The following is a 21,445-nucleotide window of genomic DNA, read 5'->3' as shown; positions in this document are numbered from 1 at the left end:
TAAAACTATAACAGAAATGAACTGTCCAGGTACTAATTTCTTAGCGGGAGACAATTGTCATGACCGAACCGATCCTCCCTCCCTTGAAGCCGCTCCCGATCAAGGACCGCATCTCCGTGGTCTATGTGGAGCGTGGCAATCTGGATGTCATCGACGGCTCTTTTGTGGTCGTTGACAAAAACGGCGTCCGCACCCACATCCCCATCGGCTCGGTGGCCTGCCTGATGCTGGAGCCGGGGGCGCGGGTTTCCCACTCTGCCGTGGTGCTGGCGGCTCGGGTCGGGTGTCTGCTGGTCTGGATCGGGGAGGCCGGGGTGCGGCTCTATGCCGCCGGTCAGCCGGGCGGGGCACGGTCCGACCGGCTCCTCTACCAGGCAAAGCTGGCGCTTGACGATACCGCAAGGTTGAAGGTAGTGCGGAAGATGTATGCGCTCCGTTTCAGGGAAGAGCCGCCGGAACGGCGCAGCGTGGAGCAGTTGCGCGGTATCGAGGGGGTACGGGTGCGCAAGATGTACGAACTGCTGGCCCGGCAATACGGTGTCGAATGGAAACGCCGCAACTACGACCATACCGAATGGGAGAGCGGCGATATTCCCAACCGTTGTCTTTCCTCGGCTACCGCCTGCATTTACGGTATCTGCGAGGCGGCGATCCTTGCTGCCGGCTACGCTCCGGCGGTGGGGTTCATCCATACCGGCAAGCCCCAGTCGTTCGTCTACGACATTGCCGATATCTTCAAGTTCGAGACGGTGGTACCGGTGGCTTTCAAAATTGCGGCCAGGAAACCGGGCAATCCGGAGCGGGAAGTCAGGCTTGCCTGCCGGGATGCCTTTCGGCAAAGCAAGCTGCTGGACAAGATCATACCGACAATAGAAGAAGTGCTTGCCGCCGGAGGAGTGGAGAGGCTCGAGGCCCATGAGGAAGCAGTGGAGATAGCCATACCGAACAAGGAGGGGATTGGCGATGTTGGTCATCGTGGTTGAGAACGTGCCGCCTCGTCTGCGTGGGCGTCTTGGGTTGTGGTTGGTGGAGGTGCGGGCCGGGGTGTATGTGGGGGATGTCTCGCGGCGGGTGCGGGAGATGATCTGGGACAATCTGGAAAAGGGGATAGATGACGGTAATGCGGTCATGGCCTGGACGTCGAATAACGAGTCGGGGTTCGATTTTCTTACCTTGGGGCAAAACCGGAGGATTCCGGTTGAGATGGACGGGATAAAGCTGGTATCGTTCCTGCCGGAAAACGGCAAATGTGTGGATGATGACGTGCCGGTAAGCGGTACGAAATAAGGGTGAAAATTCGGTAGAATTTGGGACTTTGAAAATTGAATGAATTTTCAAAGAGATAGAAGAAGTCTGTTCCCCGCATCCGCGGGGATGAACCGAAGGAGGCCGTCGCAGAAAAGGACGAAAGCCCCTGTTCCCCGCATCCGCGGGGATGAACCGTCGAATACAAGAGCTACGTCAGCGGGGAAAACCTGTTCCCCGCATCCGCGGGGATGAACCGTTGGCGCGGTAAAGTAGCTACGTGGGCGGTCCCTGTTCCCCGCATCCGCGGGGATGAACCGTCGCCAGCTTGGAGGAGCGGAAAACCCCTACCCTGTTCCCCGCATCCGCGGGGATGAACCTTATCCACAGGCAATCCGGCCGGCTTAGAGCCTCTGTTCCCCGCATCCGCGGGGATGAACCGCAGCTTGGCATTCCGGTGGCGGCGGTCGATGCCTGTTCCCCGCATCCGCGGGGATGAACCGTCGTCGGACCTGATCGGCATTACGCCCGTGATCTGTTCCCCGCATCCGCGGGGATGAACCTTGCTTGCCCGCCCCGTTGTATCTCGCCACCGCCTGTTCCCCGCATCCGCGGGGATGAACCGACCCGTGGGGCGTGGCATGACTTTTTCTGGAACTGTTCCCCGCATCCGCGGGGATGAACCGTGGCCGAAGACAAGGATATACGTTTGAGTGGTCTGTTCCCCGCATCCGCGGGGATGAACCGTGTCAGCAGGGTTGACCGTTGATAGCCGCTCCCTGTTCCCCGCATCCGCGGGGATGAACCGTAGCCGGTCCGATCCCACTTGTCACGGTAGAGCTGTTCCCCGCATCCGCGGGGATGAACCGTAACTGGAATCGTTACTTCTTGGAAGTAATAACTGTTCCCCGCATCCGCGGGGATGAACCGTCGGCGCGGTAAAGTATGCCCGCGGGCGGTCCCTGTTCCCCGCATCCGCGGGGATGAACCGAAACATGTGCAAAATGCGAAGATTGAATTTAACTGTTCCCCGCATCCGCGGGGATGAACCGCATTATCAATTGGAGTATGCAGCCGATGAGATCTGTTCCCCGCATCCGCGGGGATGAACCGTGGTAACGGTGCTCCGCTGATGGAGAAGGCTGCTGTTCCCCGCATCCGCGGGGATGAACCGACACCAGCGAGATGCCGCATATCGAGTATCCGCTGTTCCCCGCATCCGCGGGGATGAACCGGTGTCAGCCTGTTTCTTGAGGAATTTATCAACCTGTTCCCCGCATCCGCGGGGATGAACCGGAGCATGTGAGTGTGCTGGACGGGCGTGGGAAACTGTTCCCCGTATCCGCGGGGATGAACCGATTACGGTATGGCGGACGAGCGATATTGAGGCCTGTTCCCCGCATCCGCGGGGATGAACCGGGCAGGGAACGCTTGCCGGTGCGAAAGAGCGACTGTTCCCCGCATCCGCGGGGATGAACCGGCGTTGAAGTCGTCCAGCCTTGCGCCGTTGATCTGTTCCCCGCATCTGTGGGGCAATTTGCCTGCAGGAGGCTGGTGGTTTGCCTCTCAATGATTGCAAATTCCACCTCCTTGGTCCACAATGCACCCCATGCTAGAACTCCAACTCACCGACAAACCTTCCGAAATCCGTCCTGCCCCTACCCGTGAACGCCTTGCCAGGATGCTCGTCATCTCCCTTGCCGTGCACCTGGCAGTCTTTTCTGTTGTACTTCTGGCCCCGCAAGGGGGCGGCGATGGCCGTACCGTGGCCTTTGTCGATCTGACCATGCCGGAAGCCACCCCCGGGGCCGCTCCCACTGCTCCGCCACAACCGGTGCCGACGCCGCAGCCCTTGGCTGAACTCGGAGAGAAACCTGCGCCGGATGCCGACGAGCCTTCGGCCAAGAAGGCGGAAGCGGTCACCGAGCCGGCAAAGGCACAGCCTGTTGCCACCGGTGGTACCTCAATCAGCCTTGGGATCGGGAGGGGATACTTCGGGAGTCTTGGAGAGGGTGAAACCCTTCGGGATGAGATCCGCGAATACTACTTCGAGATGGTGAAGCAGATCAACGACAGGTGGTGGCAGCGCCCGGAAGCCGACGACAGCAGGGTGGGGATGGTGATGGTGATGATCGTAGTGGCCCGTGATGGCAAGGTGGTCAACTGCCAGCTGATGCGCGGCTCCGGCAGGCAGCAGTATGATCAGGCGGTGCTGGCCGCGGTTCAGGCGTCATCGCCCCTGCCCCCGCTGCCGGCCGCGTTCGCCGGTGATTTTTTCCAGGCACCTTTGCGGGTAATACCGCCTCTGAGCCTGATGCGTATTGGCGAAGGATTAAAAGGGGTGGGATTCAGGTAAGATCGTCGTCGAGATCGTCGAGAGAGAGGGTGACGTACCCTTCATTGCCTCTGGTCCCGCCCAGTGCGGCAAGCTTTTGCGCGGTTTGCCGGAAGCGGCTGTTGACGACGGCAATCTCTTTGAAGAGAGTCACGGCCTCATCACTGTTGCCGCTCCCTTCATACAGCAGGGCAAGTTCGTATTTGAGGGTGAGCAGTTCGTCGCGGCTCAGTCCCCGGATTCCCATGCCGGTTTTGAGCACGGCCATGGCCTTGTCGGTATCGCCCTTTTCCCGGTAACAGAGACCCTGCAGGACCAGTGAATCCACCTTGCGCTCCGTCGACTTGGAGGCCACCCTGAACTCGGCGATTGCCTCGTCGAAAAGCCCCATCTCCTTGAAAGCGATCCCCAGGTTGTAATGGGATTCAGCGTCATCCTGTCCCAACTGTTCGTCCACGCCCCGCCTGATGGCCGAGATCTCACCCTCGGCTTCGGCCGACTCTCCGAAATCGAACGATAGATCTTCGAGTTCGCCTGCCAGCGCTTCGCCAAGATCAGCTGCGAAATCTTCCTCTGCCCGTGGTACGTCCCGTTGCAATTGGAGCTGGGCTTCCGACTCATCCCATGGGGCATCGTCGGGTAGTTCGCCAAGTTCAACCTCTACTTCTACCAGGGTGTCTGCGGAGCCCAGCAACGGCGCTTCGGCTTCGCCGGACGTTTCCAACCACTCAGTTGGCTGCTGTTCCTGATCTGCCGAAAGCGACGGTTCTTCTCCGGCGAGGGGGGACAGGTCGAGTTCGACCTCCCAATCGGCAGCGGGTGTCTCTTCGGATGCTGCTACCGGTTCCGCCAGGACCTCGGGTTCCGTGGGACAAAGGGGTTCCGATTCTGTGAAGCCAGCGGAAGGCCCGCCGGTCGCCGCTGCGAGCTCCTCCCTTTCCGCTGCACGTTGTCTGGTGCTTTCCGCCAGATCGGGAAATCCACATGCCTCCACTGCCCGGGTGAATTCGGCAAGGAGTGCGGGGTCGGATGGTATCTTGGCAAAAAGCGCTTCTACCAAGCCGGCAAGAGCTTCAGTCGCTTCCGCTGCACGCAACGTCGGGCCATGTTCTGCCAACAGAGCGCAGGCGCTTTCCCAGGAGCCGTCATCGATGGCGGCCCGGATCAGCCGTTCGCGCGGGGCCGGCAAGGACGGCAGGGCGTCGATGCATTCACGGCAGGACTGCAGATAGGGCGTTCGGTCACTTCCTTGGCCAAGGATCTCCAGGAGAAGGAGCCACGCCTCCTGGTTGCCCGGTTCGCGGGCAAGGAGATCCCGGAGGATGGCTGCCCCGCCCCGGTCATCTCCTGCTTCCCGTTGGCGTCCGGCAACGTTCAACAGGAGGTCAGGCTGGTTCGGGAAAAGGGTGCGGGCCCGCTCCCGCACCGAGCCGAGGGCCACCGTATCGTTTCGCTTGCACAGCGTAAGGGCCAGGGTCGAGAAATTTTCATACGCCACCTCGGATTTCCCGGCCCGGAAGGCAGCCTCGCAATACTTGAGCAGAATCTGTGGATTTCGGGGGTCGACGACCAGCATCGCCTCCAGCACACCGAGGGCTCTGCCGGCTTCGCCGGCCTTCTCGAAAAGCTTCAGGGCCGAGGCATATTCGGCAATGGCATTGCCGGTCAGCCCCTGTTTTTCGTTCAGTGAGCCGAGGTTGAGGGCTATGTCGGGATTGTCGGGGGTGAGTTTCTGAATCTGCTTGTAGACGGCAATGGCCTTCAGGTAGTGGGCACCGTTGGCATAATTCCTGGCAACGGTCGTGTATTCTTCGATAGCCTGCTCTTTCCGATTGGAGCGGATCAGAAGGTCGGCAATGCGCTGCCGGATGCCAAGATTGGCCGGTTCGAGCGAGAGGAGCTGTTCATACTCCTTGATAGCCCGGTCGAACTGTCCCTTGGCGATAAATCTTTGAGCGCTCTCCTGGAGTTTGTCTTTTTGGGTCACGGACAGGCTCGTACGGAGGGGGATTTGATATGCCGGAATCCCCGAACTGGTTGGGAATGATTTGCGTGTGTAACGTAATGGAAAGACGGCAGGCTGTCAAGGGATTCGGGTCGGTTCCCCGTCCTCCAGGAACTCCCGTGAATACGCGACGTAGTTGCCGGCCGAGCGCTCCAGCCAGGCCCGTTCATCCGGATTCAGGTCCCGCTTGTATTGAGCCGGTGCCCCGACCCAGAGGGTGTGCGGAGGAATGACCGTCCCCTCGGTTACCAGTGCCCGTGCCCCCACCAGTGCCCCGGTGCCGACGACTACCTTGTCCATGACGATGGCCTGCATGCCGATAAAGGCGCCGTCCTCGATGGTGCAGCCGTGCAGGGTGACACTGTGGCCAACGGTTACGTTGTTGCCGATGACGAGGGGCGCCCCCGGATCGTCGGCATGTTTCCGGTGGGTCACGTGCAGCATGGTCAGGTCCTGGATGTTGGTCCTGCTGCCGATTCTGATATGATTGACATCCCCCCGGACCACGACGTTATACCAGATGCTGCTTTCGGGGCCGATGGTGACGTCGCCGATGATGACGGCCGTTTCGGCAATGAATGCGGTCGGGTCGATGGCTGGCGCGATACCCTTGAATCGCTTGATCATGGGGTTCTCCTTCGACGTGAATGGTGGTAACAGCCACCATTAATCACACTCCTCGTTACTCTGCAACCCCTTTTTTCGTCTGCCGATCTGTCGGCAGAGCTGTCGCAGGCGTGATGCTTCCCGGCGGTTTAACCGGCGGCCCTGGAAGACGATGGCGCCGTAGCGCTCCACCAGTTCGCACAGGGCCGGGTCGTTGAACTCTCCGGCTAGGGCATGGAGCCCGGTGTCCGGGGTCGGGACGATACCGTAGACCCGCCGGACCCGGGCTAGGACCTTGCGCACCAGGCGTTCCTCGCGGCTGGTCCGGTACTGCCTCGTGAGAAACGGCATCAGGAGCAGTGTCGCTCCTGACAAAAGCACCGGCCAGATCCATCTGCCCGGACCGGTGAGACGAAGGCCACGCGACATGGTGACCAGACGGTTGGCCGTGGAGAATTGCCGCTCCAGGTCGTAGTTGATGACCGTCACGTTCCAGTAGTAGCTGCCGGTGTCCAGGATCAGGGCGATCCGTTTCAGGAACCCCGGGGGAGGAGCGATCCGTGCCTGGGTGAAGTTGACCGCCCAGCGGCTCGGGTCAACGGTCACCCAGCCGCGTCCCTCGATGAACAGCTCCACCCAGACGTGCGCCCGGTCCTCGGTTACCACGTAGTATTGGCCGAGGTCGTTGTAGGTGCCTCCCAGATAACCGCCCACCAGCCGGGCCGGTACCCCTGCCTGCCGCAGGAGCAGGGCGCAGGAGGTGGCAAAGAACTCGCAGTGCCCCGTTCGCTTTTCAAAGAGGAAGAGATCCAGGGCAGTCGGCCCGGTGGGGAGTCCGGTGGTGCCGTAGCTGATCTTTTGCTGCCTGAAGAACTGCTCCACCAGTGCCAGGGCGTGCTCGTCCCCGGTTGCCTCACGAGCGATCCGCCTGCCGGTTTCTTTGAGCCGTGGGGGCAGGGCAGGGGGGAGCTGGCGATAGAACGTCCGGTCGATGCCCCGGGGCACCGCAACCGCATCCAGCAGGACCGACGTGACGCTGTAGCGGAGTGTTCCCCGGCCGGCTGCGGCGGGGCGGAAGACCAGGTCCGGCGAGGCCTGCACCCGCATGCCGGTCAGTTGCCGTGGGATATTCAGGGTCGGCAGGACCGGGGAGCGTATCCCTTCGAGGTAGATCTCCTGGGTAATGCTTCCCGGTGCCGGGATGGCCGGCATTTCCGGTGGCGGGGACTTGCGTACCCAGGCGGTGCCGTCGAAGCTGTTCAGTACGATGCCGCGCCAGTAGAGCCGTTCGGGGTCCTGTGCCGGCATGGCGGCCCGGAAGGCGACTACCCGGTTTTCGGCGATGGTGGCGCTCGAACCGGGGGCGATATGCTCGCTGAGCCCCGTGGTCGCTCCGGCTGATGCGCCGGCCAGGGCGTTCCAGAGCGGGAACTGGGTCCTGGGGAGGATGAGGAAGAACAGGGCCATGAGCGGTGCCGTGGCCAGGGGCAGTACCAGGGCCGAGGCAATGAGGGTGCGGAGCTGACCGGGGCCGAACGCGGTATCGGATGCCGTGTCGGCCACGGTCAGGAACACCAGGGAGACGGCTGCCAGGATCAGCTGGAGCACCAGGCAGACCAGGAATGTGGCATCGAGGCTGAAGAGGGAGGAGGCGGCCAGACAGAAGATGGCCAGGGCAATGATCTGCAGATGGTGCCGCGCCGATCGCGGGGTGGCCAGGCGTACGGCCAGGAGCAGTGCCAGCAGGTTGGCGGCCGGTGCCACCAGGTTGGTCGGGCTCACCCTGATTGCATAGAGGAAAAAGATGATGATGGCGAGCGGGGTTGCCATGCGGCCGGGAATGGGCTTTCCCCATCGGTGCGCATAGAGTCCCCAGACAAGGGCGAAGGGGACGAGAACCATGGGCAGGCGATCGAGCCACGGCGCGAGCGGGATGAAGCCCAGGAGGGCGACACCGGCAATCAGGAACTGGAGGATGGTCTCAATCCGTACCATAGAGCGCCAGCTCCCGTAGTAGCCGTAAACGATGGGCCTGGTCCGCTGCCGGTGGGATCACCCTGTGGGGCAGCGTCAGGCCGATGGGGCGGTGTGCCCGTATCAGTCGATTCACCAGGTAGACGGCTCGGCCGAGGATCTCCTCCCTGGTTTCGACCGGGAGTTGTTTCAGATCGAGCGTGAGCGGATCGGCGCCGGTGGCGGCGAATTCCTTCACCTTCAGGCTCCCGTGACGGGCGGAAAGGCGCCAGTGGATCAGCTTGAGCGGTTCCCGGCCGCTGTAGTCGCCGATCCGCTCAAGGTCGCCGTTTGAGCCGCGGCTGGCGGTCCGGTGCTCGCCGCGGTACCCCTGTTCGTCGCCGCTGCTCGGGAGTGGGTACTTGATTGGTGCGGGAAAGACCAGGTACGGGGTCATGAGTGGGACCGGCCGGGAACGGACAAAGAAGCCGACCGGGAAGCGAGAAGCCAACTGCAGGTGGTCGATGCTCCCCTTGCCGCGTGCCGGAAAGACGAGCGGGATGGCGAGCCGGGACGTAGCGTGCCGGGGAAGGGCCAGCAGGGTCCCGGTGCCGGACATGACCGATACCCTGAGGATAAACGAGGGGAGGAGCAGGCGTCGGCTGGTCAGGTCCAGGGTGGCGGTACAGGGGGTGGCGCAATAGATCTCCCGGGGGAGCGTGAGGCGTGCCTCGATGCCGCGGATGTTCAGCCATCCCAGAACGCCGCTGGTGGCCATGAAGCCGAGCATGGCGGAGACGATCAGAAAGAGGAGGTTGTTGCCGGTATTGACGGCGGCAAACCCCAGCAGTAAGGTCATTGCGACGAAAAAACCGCCCGCACGGGTTATGGCTATGACCGGGGAACCGGTATGGTGGCGACGATTGCGCGTAGTAACTGCTCCTTGTCAGGGTTTTCCAGCTCTCCCCCGAGTACCAGGCGGTGGGCCGAAACCGGCACCACCATCTCCTGCACGTCTTCCGGGATGACGAACTCCCTTCCCGCCAGGTAGGCCCGGACCTTGGCCGCTTCGGCCAGGTTGATGGCGCCGCGGGTGGAGATGCCGGTCTGCACCTGCGGGTGCTCGCGGGTGGCGGCAACGACACGGTAAATGTAGTCTACCACGGTTGGGGCAATGGTGATGCCGGCCACGGCTGCCCGGGCTGCCAGGATCTCGGCGGCCGTGACCATGGTGGGGATGTGGCGCAGGGTTTCCCTGATGCTGCCGGATTGAATGATCTCCTTTTCCACGTCCGGCGGGGGGTACCCCATGCCGGTTCTCACCAGGAACCGGTCCATCTGGGATTCGGGCAGCGGATAGGTGCCGACCTGTTCGGTCGGATTCTGGGTGGCAATGACCAGGAACGGTTCGGGCAGGGGGTAGGTGGTCCCTTCCACGGTTACCTGCCGTTCCTCCATCGCCTCCAGGAGGGCACTCTGGGTCTTGGGCATGGCCCGGTTCACCTCGTCGATCAAAAGGATATGGCTGAAGATCGGACCTCTGACAAAGGTGAACGCGCTGGTTTCCCGGTTGAACACCGACAGGCCGGTGATATCGGAGGGGAGGAGGTCGCTGGTGCACTGAATCCTGCCAAAGGTGAGCCCCAGGGCGTTGGCCAGGGCCAGAGCCATGGTGGTCTTGCCGAGGCCGGGGATATCTTCCAACAGGATATGACCGCCGCTCAGGAGTGCCACCATGGCGAGGCGCAAGGGCCGCTCCTTGCCATGGAGGTGCTTCCGGGTCAGCTGCTGAATGGCCTGCAGGAGTTCATGTCGTCCGGAGAGGGGCATTGGTACCTCGTTTACGCTTCCGTCTTGAAGCGGGCAAGCTTCTGCCGGAGTAATTCGGCTTCGGCGTCGAGCCGTTCCATGGTCGAATCCGGATCTGTGGTATCGGTGATGGCGGCAATGGAGCTCGATATCTGCTGCGTGGCGGCCGATGCGATCAGGGCAACAACTTTGTGATGACTGCCGGTCACGTTCCTTACCCCAGTGAGGTGATTAAACATTTTAAACATACCCGAGACCTTGCCGGATCGCAAGTAACGGGCGTTGCAGATCAGGTCATAGGCGTTATAGTAAATCGGTCGATCCGCGTGTGGATTCTAAAGTTTGAAAGGGGGATGGTCGACAGGTGAATAGACGGTCTCGGCAATGTGTGATGAGCGTTAATGGAATATTCCGGAGGGGATATGGGCAAGAGGATTGGCATACTGACGGGCGGGGGGGATTGCCCCGGTCTCAATGCCGTCATCAGGGCGGTGGTCAAGGGGGCGACCATCCGTTACGGCTGGGAGGTGGTCGGGATCGAGGACGGTTTTGACGGTCTGCTCAGTCCTGCCGAAAAGTGTCGTCCCCTTTGTCCGGAAACGGTCAGGGGAATCCTCCCCCGGGGGGGGACGATTCTCGGTTCCACGAACCGGGGTAACCCCTTTTCCCACCCGGTGGAACGGAATGGCAGGACAGAGGTGGTGGACATCTCCGACCGGGTGGTGGAAAATATCCGTTTGCTGGGTATCGACGCCCTGGTAGTGGTTGGCGGCGACGGCTCACTCAATATCGGCCTGCAACTGGCCAGGAAAGGGGTGAAGATAGTCGCCGTTCCCAAGACAATCGATAACGATCTGATGGAGACCGACGTTACCTTCGGCTACAATACCGCCCTGGAGACGGCAACGGATGCCCTGGACAAGCTCCATTCCACGGCGGAAAGCCATCATCGGGTAATGATTCTGGAGGTGATGGGACGCTATGCCGGTTGGATTGCGCTGGAGTCCGGGATTTCCGGTGGCGCGGATGTCATTTTGATTCCCGAGATACCGTTCCGTATACCTGACATCTGCCGCTCAATTGATGAACGACGACAGCGGGGGAGCCGTTTCAGCATTGTGGTGGCTGCGGAAGGGGCGTATCCGAAAAAGGGGTCGCGGGTAGTGAAGGTCCCCGGCAGAGAAGGGGGAGCGGTGGAACGCCTCGGCGGAATCGGCGATTACGTGGCCCGAGAGATCGCTTCCTGCCTGGAGATGGATACCAGGGTGACAGTTTTGGGCCACCTGCAGCGGGGGGGCTCACCCTCGACCTTTGATCGTTGTCTCGGCAGCATGTTCGGCGTCAAGGCCGTCGAACTGATCGCTCAAGGTGACTTCGGCCAAATGGCCTGTCTCAAAGGGCGGGAAATCCGCTCGGTTGCCATTGAAAAGGCTGTCCGCCGGCTCAAGCTGGTCAATCCGCACGGGCAGATGGTGCGCTACGCCGAGCAGTTGGGGATCATGTTGGGGCGTTAGTGGTACTGATTTTTGATGCGGGTCGGAATTGTAACCGGCTGATTGACAAGATCTACCGGCTGACATAGAGTACATCAATTGGGTTTTTTTCATAACCGGCCAGATGGCCGGGTGTGAGGCGGCAGAGACGCTGGCAGCCGTTCAAAAAAGCGGAGGGTGTTCCTTTGAAGAGCGATTCGGTTAGTGTAAATCATAAGTTCCTCTATGCCATCCTGGGGATCGTCCTTGGAGTCGGCGCGCCGGTGGCATGGACGGTAATCCGTTTGATCTTCTTCTATGATTCGTCCCTGCCTATTTATGGGCAGATTATTTCCGATTTTACGAAGAACGCTTACAACGTTGTCCTGTATAGCTACATGGGGGTCGGGACCGCTGTCGTGATGGGGGTCTTGGGGTATTTTATCGGTAAGGCGAGCGACGAACTGACGATCAGGGCCAGCGAGCTGGACACTCTTCACCGCGAGGTCGCGACCCAGAAGGAACTGTTCGAAAACCGCTACCGGGTGCTCGACAATAACATTAAAAACTTTCACCTGATCAGCAGCAAGATCCAGAAATCGGTTGACCTTGACGAGGTGCTGTATCTCTGCGCCGAGGGACTGCATGACGTCCTTGGCTATGAACGGGTGAATATCTTCATGGCGGACAAGGAGCGGTCATCACTCTCCTTTGTCACGGCCACCGGGAGTGATGACTTCGACATCCGGGGGGTGAGCATCCCGCTGGATGCACGCAGCGGCGTGCTTTTCAAGTGCTTCCAGGACAAACGAATCTATCTGGTGGACGATATAGCGACAATGTCGGAAGAGTTTCAGATGCAGCCTCCATGCCGTGACATAGCGCCGCTTCGCTCGTCGAGTTTTGTCGTCTGTCCAATAGTCGTGAAAGGGGAGTCGGTTGGTATCTTCGGCATAGACAACAAGTTCAGCCATCGCCGTTTGAATGACACCGACGTTGACACAATCAAGCTTTTTGCCGATCAGGTGGCTTCGGCCATCAATAAGATCAACCTCCTCATGGCCATCGACACCCTTATTCGTGAACTGGACCGCTCTTTTTCGGAAATCCTCAAGACCCAGCCCGACTGCATCCGCCATATCTTCAACATGAAAGCTGCGGTCGATTCGGTTAACGAGAATTCGTCCCATATAGCAGAGGCTGCAGAGGGAGTCATGCGTTCGGTTGAGGAGACCAGCACCGCGACCGGAGAAATCTACCAGGCCATCGAGCAGGTGACCCATAATCTCGATGGCCTGACGGAAACGTCATACAAGGCTGCGGCAGCCATGGAGGAGATCAACGCATCTCTCAAGAATGTCGAGCAGAATACAGCTGTTTCCCATCATCTCTCCCGCCAGGTCAAGGAGCGGGCAGACGAAGGGCGGAGGGTCGTTGATGAGACGGTAAAGGCCCTGGCCGATATACAGCATGCCGTCGACCTCTCCTATAACGGGATCAAGCGGCTGAGCGAAAACAGCAGCCGGATCGAGAGCATAGTCAACGTCATCAACGATATTACCAAGCGGACCAACCTCCTGGCACTGAATGCGTCCATAATTGCTGCCCAGGCCGGTGAGTACGGCAAGAGCTTCGGTGTCGTGGCGGATGAAATCCGCAACCTCTCCCTCCAAACCGGCCTGTCGACCGGTGAAATCACCGACATCATCGACGAGATCATGACCGAATCCAAGAATGCCTCCAGTAACATCACACTGACCAAGGATCTGGTACAAAAAGGGGTTCATCACGGCAGCGAAACCGGAGCAGCCCTGCAGGCCATCATCGACAGTGCCTCAGAGGCGATGGAGATGACCGAAGAGATCAAGATGGCAACCGAGGAGCAGGCGACGAGCGTGCAGTTGGTCACCCAGTCCATGGAAGACGTGAGTTCCATGACCTCGCAACTGTTCAACGTCTCCAAGGAACAGGCGAACTCCGCCAGAAACATCGCCCTGGCCGTGGATAACATCAAGTTGATGGTTCAGGGGGTGGTGGCTGCCACTGCCCGCCAGGTGGAAAGTGGTACCGAGAGCAAGCGGACCGTGGACGCGGTGGGGGGCGTGGTGGATAATATCTTTACCAGCCTGGAGAAGCGCCAGCAGGAAGGGGCCACGGTGGTGAAGGAACTGGAGATGATCCGGAAGGTTTCCGTGTAGAATAAAAGTGTAGACAACCGTTGTTTTATCGTGATAGTTAATGTCCATCGCGTGACAGGGCCTGCTACGTAAGAGTGGAGCCACAACTGCACGGATGGACATACACTACATACCGCCTGGATTTCGTGATGAAGCCGGGACGGAAAAGTCACCACGACAACTTCGCGGGTTACCCGTGTCAGGTCATAAGGCGTCTTTCCGTTCGGGAAGGCGCCTATACCATTTTGGGGAGCAGGTAACGTGAATAAACGAACGACGGTTCTTGATATTCAGAAGATGAAGGCGGACGGCGAGAAGATCTCCGTCCTCACCTGCTATGACTACCCAACGGCCCGGATCATGGATCACTGCGGCATCGACGTGATGCTGATCGGTGATTCATTGGGCGTCGTAGTATCGGGTTACGAGAATACCCTGCCGGTCACCATGGAGGAGATGATCTACCATACGCGGGCCGTGGTACGGGCTGAACCGAAGGCCCTGGTGGTTGCCGATATGCCGTTTCTTTCCTATCAGACCGACCTGCGCGAGGCCCGCATCAATGCCGGTCGCCTGATCAAGGACGGCGGGGCCGCAGCGGTCAAGATCGAGGGGGGCGCCAATATGGCCGAGACCATCCGGGCCATCGTGGCCATGGATATTCCGGTCATGGCCCACATCGGACTTACCCCGCAGTCGATTCACCGGATGGGCGGCTATCGGGTCCAGGGTAAAAAAGAGGAGCAGGCCAGCCGGCTCCTGGAGGATGCCGTGGCGGTTCAGGAGGCCGGTGCCTTTGCCGTGGTTCTGGAGGGGATACCCCAGAAACTCGGCCAGCGCATCACCAACGAGCTCACCATCCCCACCATCGGCATCGGTGCCGGTCCCCACTGTGACGGCCAGGTGCTGGTCATCCACGATATTCTGGGGCTCTGCGAGAAATATTCCCCCAAGTTCGTCAAACGGTACGCCGATGCCCAGGCCCTGATAGCCGGCGCGGTTCAGAACTACATCGCCGAGGTGAAGGGTGGGACGTTCCCCGGCGAAGAACATTCATTCAACTGAGAAACCTGAGTTATGCAGATCATCGAATCAGTCGGTCAGATGCAGGAGATGGCCCTGGCGGTACGGCGGGCAGGAGAAGAGATCGCCCTGGTGCCGACCATGGGGTATCTCCATGATGGCCATGCCTCCCTGATGCGGGCCGGGCGGGGCAAGGGAGAACTGCTGGTTGCCAGCATCTTCGTCAACCCGACCCAGTTCGGTCGCGGCGAGGATCTTTCCACCTATCCCCGGGACCTGGCGCGTGACACCAGGATCGCCGAGGCCGCCGGAGTGGACCTCCTCTTTCTCCCTTCGGCCGAGGATATCTACCCGCCGGGATTCCAGACCTACGTGAACGTGGAAGAGATCAGTCTTCCCCTCTGTGGCGCCAGCCGGCCCGGACATTTTCGGGGAGTGACCACCGTGGTCTGCAAGCTGTTCAACATCGTCCAGCCGACGGTCGCGTTTTTCGGCAAAAAGGATTTCCAGCAACTGGCGGTGATCAGGCAGATGGTCATCGATCTGAACATGCCGGTGACAATTGTCGGGATGCCGATTATCCGGGAGCCGGACGGTCTGGCAATGAGTTCCCGGAACGCCTACCTCTCACCCGACGAGCGGCTAAAGGCCCTCTGCCTCAGCAGGGGGCTGGGCGCGGTCCGCACGGCCTATCGGGCCGGCGAAAGGAACGTGGCCACGTTGCGGCAACTGGTCATCGCAGCCATTGAGGCCGAGCAGACCCCGGTGATCGATTATGTGGAATTTCGCCATGGGACAACCCTGCAGGAGGTCGCCATTGCCGATGATCAGACCCTGCTGGCCCTGGCGGTGAAGATAGGAACCACCAGACTGATCGACAACTGCGTGCTTGGCGAGGATGACTGATTTTTCAGAAAGGTTCGTCCCCGAGATCCGTGCTTTCTTACGTATACGTCCGCCAGTCGGTCACTCGACGACCACTAACCCGAAGGTTAAACGACCATGCCAAAAAATCGTGACGTAGCCCGCGCCAATCTGGAAAACCTTTACCGGATCTTTACCGTGCCGGAAGCGCCCGACTCGACCCTCGGCGCTATCGACCAGGCGATTACCGGCGATGTCACCGGCTTTTTGCAGACCCATATCGTTGCCATTGAACGCAACCTCGAAGAGATCGAAGCAGATTTCTCCTCCTTCACCATCCCTGAAGAACCGACCTACGTCTCCGAATATACCGAATTCGTCAAGGAGAACCTCGTCGCCCAGTCGGTCCATACCGCTGCCCCCGGCTTTGTCGGTCACATGACCTCGGCGCTCCCCTACTTCATGCTTCCCATGGCGCGCCTCATGACCGCTCTCAACCAGAATGTGGTCAAGGTGGAGACCTCCAAGGCCTTTACGCCGATGGAGCGGCAGGTTCTTGCCATGCTCCATCACCTGGTCTATCGCCGCGACGACGACTTCTATCCCCCATGGATTCACAACAGCCAGCATGCCCTGGGGGCCTTCTGCTCCGGCGGCACCATCGCCAATACCACGGCGCTGTGGGTGGCGCGAAACCGCCTCTTCGCGCCGGATGGCGCTTTCCGTGGCATTGCCCAGGAGGGGTTGGCCAGTGCTCTGAAACATCGCGGAGCTGACGGGATTGCCTTCCTCGTCTCCGAGCGCGGACACTATTCTTTCGGCAAGGTCGCCGACCTCCTCGGTCTCGGCCGGGACAACCTGCTCAAGGTGAAGACCGATGCACATAACCGCATCGATATGAAGCTCTTGAGAGAAGAATGCCGGCGCTTGCAGGACCGGAACATTCTCCCGCTGGCACTGGTCGGCATCGCCGGGACGACCGAAACCGGCAACGTCGACCCGCTGGAGGCGATGGCCGATTTCGCCCAGGAGCTCGGCTGCCATTTTCATGTCGATGCTGCCTGGGGAGGGCCGACCCTCTTTTCCGACCGTTACCGTTCCCTGCTCGCCGGTATCGAGCGGGCCGATTCGGTTACCATCGATGGGCACAAGCAGCTGTATGTGCCGATGGGGGCGGGGATGGTCGTCTTTAAAGATCCCACCGCCCTGTCGGCGATTGAACATCACGCCAATTATATTCTCCGTCTTGGTTCCAAGGACCTCGGCAGCCATACCCTTGAAGGGTCGCGACCGGGGATGTCAATGCTGGTTCATGCCGGGTTTTCGATCATCGGTCGCAAAGGGTATGAGCTCCTCATCGATATGGGGATCGAGCGGGCGCGAACCTTTGCCGACATGATCCGGCAACATCCCGATTTCGAACTGACCAGCGAACCGGAGCTGAATATCCTCACCTACCGCTACTGTCCGCTCAAAGTGCAGCAGTCCTTGGCCGGAGCAACTGCTGCGCAGCGCGCCGACATCAATGCTCTCCTTGACCAGGTCAGCCAGCTCTTGCAGAAATATCAGCGGGAAGCGGGGAAATCCTTTGTCTCCCGGACGAGGCTGGCTATGGCGCACTATGGTGAGGAACTCACCGTTCTGCGCGTCGTGCTGGCCAACCCGCTGACGACCAATGAGATTTTGGCGGCGGTCCTGGCTGAACAGTGCGAGATCGTGCAACAGCCGGAGATACAAACCTTGCTGCAGCAGGTTGAGGAACTCTGTGCCGGAATAGAGGAAGCTGTCCCTTGTCGACCAGCAGCGTCTGCGTAAGCTCTTGCCTACGTCCCTTCGGACCCAAAAGGCCTAAAGGACAGAATGCCGGTAGCCGGGGAATTTATTCCCCGGTCATCTTGGCAAAATGCCACGCTCGTCACGTACGTGACGCAGAGATATATTTGCAACAGATCCGGGGGATGAATCCCCCGGCTACCGGCGAGCGCCCCTAACGGGGCTTCAAAGCTGTGCAGCAATTTCCTGACCGGACAGCACTAATTCTTATGAAGGGCAAAGGCCGTGCGGCTTTTGCCCTTTTCTTATTGCCTGCTACAATGGAGCGAGGTGCTGATTCGAAACCAGTGAACGAGGCCAACGATGCAGATTTTTGCCGCTTCCTGCCTTCTCTCTGTTGCCAGCCCCCCGATGACCGGGGGGGCAATGGTCGTGGAAAACGGCCGCATTGCCGCTGTCGGCCCCCTTGCCGAACTGCGCAGGACCTGGCCGGGGCCGGTGCGGGATTTCCCCGGCGGGGTCATCATGCCGGGGCTGGTGAATGCCCACACCCATCTGGAACTGACCCACTTCCCTGCCTGGAAGATCCGCAAAGGGCTGCACTACATGCCGCGGACCTATGCCGACTGGATCATGCAGGTCATCAAGATCCGGCGGGGGCTGACGGCAACCGAGCTCGCCCATTCGGTTGCCGAAGGGATTGCCAAGTGTCTGGAAACCGGCACCACGACCGTGGGGGAGATCCTCTCGGAACGCTCCCTGCTGCCCCACTACACGACATCTGCCCTGGGGGGGCGGATTTTCTTCGAGGCGCTCGGTATGGAGCCGGCACGCTGTGCCCGTCTGGCCGCCGATCTGTACGAGGCGTTGACGAGTTTCCCGTCTGGCCGTCTGCTGCCGGGGATTTCTCCCCACGCCCCCCATACTGTCGTGGGGCCGTTTTTCAGCCGCTTAGCCGCTATGGGGAAGGAGTTGGGCGTCCCCCTCATGACCCACCTGGCCGAATCCCAGGAAGAGCTCCGGTTCTTTCATGATACGACCGGTGACCTGGCCGAGCAGATCTACCCCTTTGCCGGTTGGGAGGACTATCTGCCTGCCCCCCGGCATACAACGCCAACAGCGTTCCTCGATGCCCTCGAACTGCTTGATGCCAACATGACGGCAGTGCACGCGGTGCAAATCACTCCGTCAGATGCGGATATCCTTGCCCGGCGCGGAGTTGCGGTAGTTCTCTGCCCGAGGAGCAACGAGCGCCTGGCTGTCGGTACGGCGCCGGCAGCCCTGTTGAAAAAGGCCGGGATTCCCCTGGCACTTGGCACCGACTCACTGGCCAGCAACGACTCTCTCTCCCTGTGGGATGAAATGCGCTTTCTTCTCGACCGGCAGCCGCTGTTTTCACCTGCCGAGGTCCTGGCCATGGCGACGCTTGGCGGCGCCCACGCACTGAGACTGGCGCATGAAGTCGGATCGATCGAGATCGGCAAGCGGGCCGACTTCCTGGTGGTGACCGCTCCCCCGGCCGTTACCGCCGATAGCCTCTACACCGGCATCATCGGCCAGAGTCAGCTCGAACATGTGTTCTGCGCCGGGGAGGAACTTTGAGCCATCAGTAAAACGGTTGCCATTTCTTTTGCCCCTCTGCTAGTATGCGCCCATGGGCGAAAAGCTGATCTGTACAAACAAAAAGGCCTTCCACGAATATTTCATCGAAGAACGGGCCGAGGCCGGCATTGTCCTGCAGGGGACCGAGGTCAAGTCGCTGCGCATGGGAAAGGCAAACCTCGGCGATGCCTTTGCCATGGTGCGGGACGGTGAGGCCTACCTGCACAACCTGCACATCTCTCCCTACGACTTCGGCAACCGGGAGAACCACGATCCCGACCGGATGCGCAAGCTTTTGCTGCACAAGAAGGAAATCATCCGCCTCTTCAGCCAAATTCGTGAGCAGGGGTACACCCTGATTCCGCTTCGCCTCTACTTCAAGGATGGCAAGGTCAAAGTCGAGCTGGGACTGGCGAAAGGTAAGAAACTCCACGACAAGCGGGAGGATCTGAAGAAGAAGGAGCAGAAGCGTGAGGTTGCCCAGGCCTTGAAGGAGCGACACCGGGGGTAGCACTTCGTCACGGGTGGCTCTTTGGCCCTTGTCTCCACGGGCAGCGCATGCTATAAAATCCCTCCAGACGATTTGCGGGCGTGCCGGAATTGGTAGACGGACCAGACTTAGGATCTGGCGTGTCACGCACGTGGGAGTTCGAGTCTCCCCGCCCGCACCAGTAGATAAATAAAGGCTTCACGGGTTTTCCGTGGGGCCTTTTTGTTGTTCTTGGGCACAAGTCAACCCACATTTCGCGCTTGCAAAAATCTGCGGTCGATAGATAATTGTCACTTTCGGAGGTTGCGAGTGGCCAGGCGAGGTAAAAAACCCGAAGATTACGGACAGCTCGCTCTTTTCGAAGAGAAAGAGCCTGACTGGCTGAAGCCGGTCAACCAACTGGGCTACTCCATTTCCACTCAGGAGGAGGGGGTAGGTGATGCTGATGCTGCCGATTTCATCCTCGACAGGCAGGGGAATGACCTGGGTCGGCTGACAGCTCCTGATGAAGATAGTGATGACCTGGTACAGTTTGCAGAGTGGTTAGCGAGAAAGAGCGTGAGCTGACTGGTTGCTCATCCCCAGGGTGAAATAGATGGTTGCCCCGCTGCCGGGAACTCCCTCGGCCCAAACCCGACCGTTGTGGCGTTTGATGATCTGTGCCACTGTGGCCAGACCGATGCCGTGGCCTTCGAACTCTTCTGCCGAGTGCAGCCTCTGGAAGGGGGCAAACAGCATGTCCACCTTGGCCATGTCGAAACCGGCGCCGTTATCACGAACGAAATAGGCTGGCTCTCCCTGGACGACGAGCGCGCCGAATTCAATGATGGCCTTCTCGTTCCGGCCCGTGTATTTCCAGGCATTGCCCAGCAGATTTGCCAGTACGACCCTCAGCAGGGCATAGTCACCATTGCAGCAGATACCATCCTGCAGCACGAAGGTGACCACCCGTTCGGGCATTTTCCGTTTCAAGTCTTCCGCAACCGCCTTGGCCAGATTGCTGAGGTCTATCTCGGAACATTCCAGATTCTGGCGGCCCAGCCGGGAAAATTCAAGCAGCGAGCGGATGAGCTTGTTCATCTGCTGTACTTCATCGGCAATCGTCTGCAGATATCCTGCCCCCTCCTGGTCCAGTCTGTCGCCATACCGTTCGCGCAGTAACTGATTATAGCCGTTGATCACCGTCAATGGTGTGCGCAGGTCGTGGGAAACGGTGTAGTTGAACGCCTCCAGCGCCCCGTTGAGGGCCTCCAGTTCCGCGGCCCGCTCGGCAAGGCGGACGTTCAGGGATTCGATCTCTTCCTCGGCCACCTTCCGCCGGGTGATGTCTTCCTTTTCGATAACGAAATTGGTGATGGCGCCCTGTTCGTCAGCTATCGAGGTGATTGCCACCGACTCCCAGTAGCGCTCCCCCCCCTTGGTGCGGTTCTGCAGCTCGCCCCGCCACTCCTTGCCACTGCAGATGGTCTTCCAGAGCTCTTCCGCAACGTCGGGAGCCACGTTGTCGGCAAGCAGCGACCGCAGATTCTTGCCAACGATATCACTGACGGCATAACCGGTTATCTCGGTAAACCGGGGAGTTACATACTCGACGGCGCCGTTACACGCGGTGATCATGACCATGCTCGGGCTTCTCTCCACGGCCCGTGACAATGTGCGGATGAATTTCTCCTGTTCCCTGACCTGCTGTTCAAGACGGATTCTGGCAAGGCATTGATCAATGCTGGCAAAGAGTTTGTGCCGGTTGATCGGTTTCAGAACGTAATGGGTGATTCCCGCTTCAATGGCATGCAGCAGATAGTGGGTATCGTTGTACGCTGTCAGGACGATGATGTGCGTTTCCTGATGCAGTTCCCTGATTGCCCCGGCCATGCTGAGTCCATCCATGAGCGGCATGTTGATGTCGGTGATGACCAGGTCCGGCCGGTGCTCCTGGTAGAGCTCCAGGCCGTTCTTGCCGTTTTCGGCACACAAGAGCCGGATTTCGGGCAGTTTGATGGTGAGCATCCTGCTCAGGATCTCCCTGGTCTCGGCTTCGTCTTCCACCAGGAGGATTGAGATGGGTACCGTAGTGGCGGATGATGGTTTCAT

18 protein-coding genes, 1 tRNA gene and 1 CRISPR repeat array are annotated in these 21,445 nt (G+C 59.9%); of the genes, 12 read left to right on the top strand and 7 right to left on the bottom strand.

Annotation, left to right across the window (positions count from 1 at the left end):
* Nucleotides 1–59: 59 nt before the first annotated feature.
* The 3 genes from cas1e to JN12_RS13065 all read left to right on the top strand — a co-directional run bounded on the left by cas1e (nucleotide 60) and on the right by JN12_RS13065 (nucleotide 3,601).
* Entirely contained in the window at nucleotides 60–983 is a 924-nt protein-coding gene (cas1e, locus tag JN12_RS13075) for a type I-E CRISPR-associated endonuclease Cas1e (protein WP_145023425.1), read from the top strand.
* Nucleotides 964–1,287 carry a type I-E CRISPR-associated endoribonuclease Cas2e gene (gene cas2e, locus JN12_RS13070; RefSeq protein WP_145023423.1) on the top strand — a complete coding sequence of 108 codons (324 nt, stop codon included), beginning with the start codon at nucleotides 964–966 and terminating at the stop codon, nucleotides 1,285–1,287. The genes cas1e and cas2e overlap by 20 nt, the downstream gene beginning before the upstream one ends.
* Nucleotides 1,288–1,353: 66 nt before the next feature.
* A CRISPR array of direct repeats spans nucleotides 1,354–2,725; the repeat unit is 29 nt; unit sequence CTGTTCCCCGCATCCGCGGGGATGAACCG.
* A gap of 129 nt (nucleotides 2,726–2,854) precedes the next feature.
* Entirely contained in the window at nucleotides 2,855–3,601 is a 747-nt protein-coding gene (locus JN12_RS13065) for an energy transducer TonB (protein ID WP_170241919.1), read from the top strand.
* Here JN12_RS13065 and JN12_RS13060 read toward each other — a convergent pair.
* From JN12_RS13060 to JN12_RS20505, 6 genes are all read right to left on the bottom strand, one after another.
* Nucleotides 3,594–5,567, bottom strand: a complete 1,974-nt coding sequence (locus JN12_RS13060; RefSeq protein WP_145023419.1) for a tetratricopeptide repeat protein — start codon at nucleotides 5,565–5,567, stop codon at nucleotides 3,594–3,596. The genes JN12_RS13065 and JN12_RS13060 overlap by 8 nt on opposite strands.
* A gap of 96 nt (nucleotides 5,568–5,663) precedes the next feature.
* Nucleotides 5,664–6,212, bottom strand: coding sequence for a gamma carbonic anhydrase family protein (locus JN12_RS13055; protein WP_145023417.1), 549 nt, complete (start codon nucleotides 6,210–6,212; stop codon nucleotides 5,664–5,666).
* A gap of 39 nt (nucleotides 6,213–6,251) precedes the next feature.
* Complete coding sequence (locus JN12_RS13050; RefSeq protein WP_145023415.1) at nucleotides 6,252–8,186, bottom strand: transglutaminase family protein; 1,935 nt, start codon at nucleotides 8,184–8,186, stop codon at nucleotides 6,252–6,254.
* Complete coding sequence (locus JN12_RS13045; protein ID WP_246125861.1) at nucleotides 8,173–9,003, bottom strand: DUF58 domain-containing protein; 831 nt, start codon at nucleotides 9,001–9,003, stop codon at nucleotides 8,173–8,175. The genes JN12_RS13050 and JN12_RS13045 overlap by 14 nt, the downstream gene beginning before the upstream one ends.
* A gap of 32 nt (nucleotides 9,004–9,035) precedes the next feature.
* Nucleotides 9,036–9,974, bottom strand: coding sequence for an AAA family ATPase (locus JN12_RS13040; RefSeq protein WP_145023411.1), 939 nt, complete (start codon nucleotides 9,972–9,974; stop codon nucleotides 9,036–9,038).
* Nucleotides 9,975–9,985: 11 nt separating this feature from the next.
* Nucleotides 9,986–10,162 (bottom strand): hypothetical protein, encoded by a 177-nt coding sequence (locus JN12_RS20505; protein WP_170241918.1) that lies wholly within the window; start codon nucleotides 10,160–10,162, stop codon nucleotides 9,986–9,988.
* A 213-nt stretch (nucleotides 10,163–10,375) separates the two neighbouring features.
* Between JN12_RS20505 and JN12_RS13035 the strand changes: the two genes are divergently transcribed.
* From JN12_RS13035 to JN12_RS12995, 9 genes are all read left to right on the top strand, one after another.
* Complete coding sequence (locus tag JN12_RS13035; protein ID WP_145023409.1) at nucleotides 10,376–11,467, top strand: 6-phosphofructokinase; 1,092 nt, start codon at nucleotides 10,376–10,378, stop codon at nucleotides 11,465–11,467.
* 164 nt (nucleotides 11,468–11,631) lie between these two features.
* Complete coding sequence (locus JN12_RS13030; protein WP_145023407.1) at nucleotides 11,632–13,623, top strand: methyl-accepting chemotaxis protein; 1,992 nt, start codon at nucleotides 11,632–11,634, stop codon at nucleotides 13,621–13,623.
* A 240-nt stretch (nucleotides 13,624–13,863) separates the two neighbouring features.
* Complete coding sequence (panB, locus tag JN12_RS13025; protein WP_145023405.1) at nucleotides 13,864–14,667, top strand: 3-methyl-2-oxobutanoate hydroxymethyltransferase; 804 nt, start codon at nucleotides 13,864–13,866, stop codon at nucleotides 14,665–14,667.
* 12 nt (nucleotides 14,668–14,679) lie between these two features.
* Nucleotides 14,680–15,531 carry a pantoate--beta-alanine ligase gene (gene panC, locus JN12_RS13020; protein WP_145023403.1) on the top strand — a complete coding sequence of 284 codons (852 nt, stop codon included), beginning with the start codon at nucleotides 14,680–14,682 and terminating at the stop codon, nucleotides 15,529–15,531.
* A gap of 96 nt (nucleotides 15,532–15,627) precedes the next feature.
* Nucleotides 15,628–17,304 carry a pyridoxal-dependent aspartate 1-decarboxylase PanP gene (gene panP, locus JN12_RS13015; protein ID WP_145023401.1) on the top strand — a complete coding sequence of 559 codons (1,677 nt, stop codon included), beginning with the start codon at nucleotides 15,628–15,630 and terminating at the stop codon, nucleotides 17,302–17,304.
* Nucleotides 17,305–17,625: 321 nt separating this feature from the next.
* Nucleotides 17,626–18,864, top strand: a complete 1,239-nt coding sequence (locus JN12_RS13010) for an amidohydrolase family protein (RefSeq protein WP_145023399.1) — start codon at nucleotides 17,626–17,628, stop codon at nucleotides 18,862–18,864.
* 52 nt (nucleotides 18,865–18,916) lie between these two features.
* Nucleotides 18,917–19,375 (top strand): SsrA-binding protein SmpB, encoded by a 459-nt coding sequence (smpB, locus tag JN12_RS13005; protein WP_145023397.1) that lies wholly within the window; start codon nucleotides 18,917–18,919, stop codon nucleotides 19,373–19,375.
* Between the two features lie 74 nt (nucleotides 19,376–19,449).
* Nucleotides 19,450–19,535, top strand: a tRNA-Leu gene (locus JN12_RS13000).
* A gap of 128 nt (nucleotides 19,536–19,663) precedes the next feature.
* Entirely contained in the window at nucleotides 19,664–19,921 is a 258-nt protein-coding gene (locus JN12_RS12995; RefSeq protein WP_145023394.1) for a hypothetical protein, read from the top strand.
* Here the strand turns inward: JN12_RS12995 and JN12_RS12990 are convergent.
* Nucleotides 19,898–21,445, bottom strand: a complete 1,548-nt coding sequence (locus JN12_RS12990; protein ID WP_145023392.1) for a sensor histidine kinase — start codon at nucleotides 21,443–21,445, stop codon at nucleotides 19,898–19,900. The genes JN12_RS12995 and JN12_RS12990 overlap by 24 nt on opposite strands.

This window comes from Geobacter argillaceus (assembly GCF_007830735.1).
Classification (GTDB): Bacteria; Desulfobacterota; Desulfuromonadia; order Geobacterales; family DSM-12255; genus Geomobilibacter; species Geomobilibacter argillaceus.
The sequence above is the reverse complement of the archived record's forward strand: the minus strand, read 5'-3'. Positions and strand labels throughout refer to the sequence as shown.

Coding starts and splice junctions, on each gene's coding strand:
- cas1e (WP_145023425.1), top strand. CDS start 60: ATGACCGAACCGATCCTCCCTCCCTTGAAGCCGCTCCCGATCAAGGAC.
- cas2e (WP_145023423.1), top strand. CDS start 964: ATGTTGGTCATCGTGGTTGAGAACGTGCCGCCTCGTCTGCGTGGGCGT.
- JN12_RS13065 (WP_170241919.1), top strand. CDS start 2,855: ATGCTAGAACTCCAACTCACCGACAAACCTTCCGAAATCCGTCCTGCC.
- JN12_RS13055 (WP_145023417.1), bottom strand. CDS start 6,212: ATGATCAAGCGATTCAAGGGTATCGCGCCAGCCATCGACCCGACCGCA.
- JN12_RS13050 (WP_145023415.1), bottom strand. CDS start 8,186: ATGGTACGGATTGAGACCATCCTCCAGTTCCTGATTGCCGGTGTCGCC.
- JN12_RS13045 (WP_246125861.1), bottom strand. CDS start 9,003: ATGACCTTACTGCTGGGGTTTGCCGCCGTCAATACCGGCAACAACCTC.
- JN12_RS13040 (WP_145023411.1), bottom strand. CDS start 9,974: ATGCCCCTCTCCGGACGACATGAACTCCTGCAGGCCATTCAGCAGCTG.
- JN12_RS13035 (WP_145023409.1), top strand. CDS start 10,376: ATGGGCAAGAGGATTGGCATACTGACGGGCGGGGGGGATTGCCCCGGT.
- panC (WP_145023403.1), top strand. CDS start 14,680: ATGCAGATCATCGAATCAGTCGGTCAGATGCAGGAGATGGCCCTGGCG.
- panP (WP_145023401.1), top strand. CDS start 15,628: ATGCCAAAAAATCGTGACGTAGCCCGCGCCAATCTGGAAAACCTTTAC.
- JN12_RS13010 (WP_145023399.1), top strand. CDS start 17,626: ATGCAGATTTTTGCCGCTTCCTGCCTTCTCTCTGTTGCCAGCCCCCCG.
- smpB (WP_145023397.1), top strand. CDS start 18,917: ATGGGCGAAAAGCTGATCTGTACAAACAAAAAGGCCTTCCACGAATAT.
- JN12_RS12990 (WP_145023392.1), bottom strand. CDS start 21,445: ATGAAACCATCATCCGCCACTACGGTACCCATCTCAATCCTCCTGGTG.